Here is a 2,135-nt window from a genome sequence, read left to right on the forward strand (position 1 = left end):
TGCGGAACGGTCGCCACCTCGATCCGTCAAGACTCCGGCGGGAACGGACACGGGTGGCCCTTTAGTCGCGGAAACGCACCACACGACCTCCCGGCGAGAAACCAGACACGGCGTCAGATCCAGCGTGGACGAGCCACGGAGACCAGGTCACGATCAGCTCCGCCGCTCCAGTTATCAACCAGATGGTTGACGTCCATGCAGCCTCCGTCTAGCCTTCTCGTCAACCGACTGGTTGAGGGAGGTGGGTGGGTGTGGATCAGCTGTCGCGGCTCTTCGCGGCACTCACGGACCCGACGCGGCGGGATCTGGTCGCCCGGCTGACCGAGGGCGATGCCACCGTCGGCGAGCTCGCCGCGCCCTACGACATGAGTGTCCAGGCCGTGTCGAAGCACCTGAAGGTTCTCGAACAGGCGGGCCTGGTCAGCAGGGCCGGGCCGGCGCACCGCAGCCCCGTGCACCTCGAGGCCGAGGTGTTCGACCTGATGACCGGGTGGATCGAGCGCTACCGCCGCCGCGCCGAGGAGCGCTACAGCCGCCTCGACGCGCTCCTGGCCGCGATGAACGAAGGCACCGCGGACGACGGCACCGCGGACGACGGCACCGCGGGCGAAGGCACCGCGGACGACGAACAACCACTGGAGGGAACAGCCTGATGAGCACCCACAGCAGCAGCACCGCCACCGCCACCGCCACCGCCGAGACGACCCGGATCGAGGCCGACCCGACCGTGCCGGTGATCCGGATGACGCGGGACTTCGCCGCCACTCCCGAGCAGCTCTTCCGCGCCCACACAGACCCCGCCCTGTTCGTCCGCTGGGTCGGGCCGGACAGTCTGAACGTGACGATCGAGCACTGGGACGCCACCAGCGGCGGCAGCTGGCGCTACGTCGCCCGCCGGGACGGCCAGGAGTTCCGGTTCCGCAGCTGCTTCCACGAGGTCCGTCCCGACCGGCTCGTGCAGACCTTCACCTTCGAGGCCGAGCCGGACGGCGTGGCGCTCGAGACGCTGCGGTTCGAGGATCTCGGCGACGGCCGCACCCGGCTGCACGCCCAGTCGCTGGTCGACAGCTTCGAGATGCGGGATGCCTGGCTGCGCGGCGGTATGGAGACCGGCGTCAACGAGGGCTATGCCAAACTCGCCGCGCTGGTCTCCTCGGGTGCCGTCTGAGATGGCAGCGTCCCCGGCGGCGCTGGTGGCGCTCGCCGACCGTCCGGCCGAGCGTCACCGGCTGATCGCGGCCACCTTCACCGACCGGGTGCTCGGCACCCGCGACTGGGACGCCCCCACACCGGTCACCGGCTGGGCGGCACGCGACGTGGTCGGCCACCTGTGCACCTGGTTCGCCGGCTTCGTCGAGGGCAGCGGCGGGCCGGTGCTGCGCCGCGGCCCGGCGGTCGACGAGGACCCGGTACGCGCCTGGCAGGTCCACGCCGAGGCCGTCCAACGGCTCCTCGACGACCCGGCCACGGCCACGCTGGTGCTGCGCAACCCGCACCTCGGCGATCGTCCGCTGGCCGCGGCCACCGACATGATCTACACGTCGGACGTCTTCATGCACACCTGGGACCTGGCCCGGGCGACCGGCCAGGACGACCGTCTCGACGCCGACTACTGCGCCCAGCTGGTCGGCGGCATGGAGCAGATGGAGGACGTCATCCGCGGCTCCGGCCAGTACGGGCCGCGGGTCGCCGTCCCCGCCGGCTCGGACGCCCAGACCCGCCTGCTCGGCTTCATCGGCCGCGACCCGTCCTGGCCGGCCGGGGGCCCGCGCCGCTGACAGACTCCGCGCATGGAGTGGTCCTGGCTCACCGGGCTGGGGCTCGTATCACGAACAGATCTTGACATCCTCTCCGGCCTGCAGGACGGAGATGCCTGTACCTCGCGACACAGGTTCCTGCTTCATCAACGGACGCCTCTCACTCCTGGGAGCGAGGTGGTCTCACTCCATCTCCACAGGCAGCAACCGCGAGCCCCGCGGCCAGAATGTTCGTCGCCGCGTTCACGTCCCGATCGTGGACCGTGCCACAGCGATGGCAGGCCCATTCCCGGACGTCGAGCGGCAGCTTCCCCACCCTCGACCCGCACACCGAACAGGTCTTCGATGACGGGTAGAACCGGTCGATCGCGATGACGG

Annotated in this window: 4 protein-coding genes; 3 read left to right on the plus strand and 1 reads right to left on the minus strand. The window is 70.5% G+C overall.

The window, feature by feature from the left end:
• Positions 1–251 precede the first annotated feature (251 nt).
• From B207_RS32625 to B207_RS0105220, 3 genes are read left to right on the plus strand one after another with little or no spacing between them, the layout of a single operon-like run.
• The gene (locus B207_RS32625) at positions 252–653 is read left to right on the plus strand and encodes an ArsR/SmtB family transcription factor (protein WP_018635471.1); all 402 of its coding nucleotides are present in this window, start codon (positions 252–254) and stop codon (positions 651–653) included.
• The gene (locus B207_RS0105215) at positions 653–1,168 is read left to right on the plus strand and encodes an SRPBCC family protein (RefSeq protein WP_018635472.1); all 516 of its coding nucleotides are present in this window, start codon (positions 653–655) and stop codon (positions 1,166–1,168) included. The genes B207_RS32625 and B207_RS0105215 overlap by 1 nt, the downstream gene beginning before the upstream one ends.
• A 1-nt stretch (position 1,169) precedes the next feature.
• Entirely contained in the window at positions 1,170–1,778 is a 609-nt protein-coding gene (locus tag B207_RS0105220) for a TIGR03086 family metal-binding protein (RefSeq protein WP_154675163.1), read from the plus strand.
• A 139-nt stretch (positions 1,779–1,917) separates the two neighbouring features.
• Here B207_RS0105220 and B207_RS37910 read toward each other — a convergent pair.
• Positions 1,918–2,135, minus strand: a 218-nt coding sequence (locus B207_RS37910) for a zinc ribbon domain-containing protein (protein ID WP_035740016.1), incomplete at its 5' end; no start/stop codon positions are given.

The organism is Parafrankia elaeagni, from assembly GCF_000374165.1.
Classification (GTDB): Bacteria; Actinomycetota; Actinomycetes; order Frankiales; family Frankiaceae; genus Parafrankia; species Parafrankia elaeagni.